Genomic DNA, 849 nt, shown 5'->3' with positions numbered 1-849 from the left:
TTCCACCCGCACCGTGGCGAAGGTGCTGGCGCTGACCTGCTCCGAATCGCCGGACGAGGTCACGCACTGGACTGGCCGCGTCGTCGCTGGGCGGACCGGCATCTCACTCCGCTCCGCGCAGCGGATCTGGCAGGAGCACCGCTTGCAACCGCATCGGGTGCGGCCGTACATGGCGCGCTTCAAGAGCTTGAGACGCGTGATCTGGCCTTCGGCTTGTCCACTGCTCCAAGGCAGTGTCAGTGCGGACCGAACAGCATCTCTATCCTGGCCGAGGCTAGCAGCGAAGCTCTCGACGATGCGGACGCCGCAGTTTTGCGCTTCGCCCAGCCATTGATCGAACGCCGGGACATCTGATTTTCCTGACGGCTGCTGGCCACAGTGGCTCCGGACGATCCGGCAGAACCGGCGGCCGAGATCGACCACCTTGGCCGCCTCGGTATCCTGCAGGACACGCGAGACGACCGCAGCCGCCTCAGGGCCGAGGTCTTCGGGCTCCCGCAGGAGATACCAGGACAGCTGCTTGGATGAGGCCAGGGGTGATGCGGTGGAGGTCAGAACACGGGTGTCGGTCGGTGCTGGCGACGACCGGATAGTCGTTCCGGCCAAGCCTGCGCGCCGCTCGGACAACCAGCGATGCACCTGCTTCGAGGTGCCGGCAAAGCCGATCCCCTGAAGTTCGCGCCAGAGCTGCGTCGCGTTCTCGCACCCCTCATCCAGGCGGACATGCAGGTGCCCGAGATAAGGATCGAGCATGCTCGGCTGCGGCTCGCGCATGCCGTTCCGGGGGAAGCTCGCGGCGAAGGCGTACTTGCGCACCGTGGCCCGGGCCAAGCCGGTCTCGCGATTGAT

Annotated in this window: 2 pseudogenes; one reads left to right on the top strand and one right to left on the bottom strand. The window is 66.4% G+C overall.

The features are described from left to right. Window positions 1-169 (top strand): annotated as a pseudogene (locus FV233_RS30790) (IS630 family transposase); the annotation flags it as partial. Here the strand turns inward: FV233_RS30790 and FV233_RS31540 are convergent. Then, a pseudogene (locus FV233_RS31540) lies at window positions 154-849 on the bottom strand (transposase); the annotation flags it as partial. The pseudogenes FV233_RS30790 and FV233_RS31540 overlap by 16 nt on opposite strands.

Source organism: Methylobacterium sp. WL7 (assembly GCF_008040085.1).
GTDB lineage: Bacteria > Pseudomonadota > Alphaproteobacteria > Rhizobiales > Beijerinckiaceae > Methylobacterium > Methylobacterium mesophilicum.
This window is presented reverse-complemented; position numbering and strand designations above follow the sequence as displayed.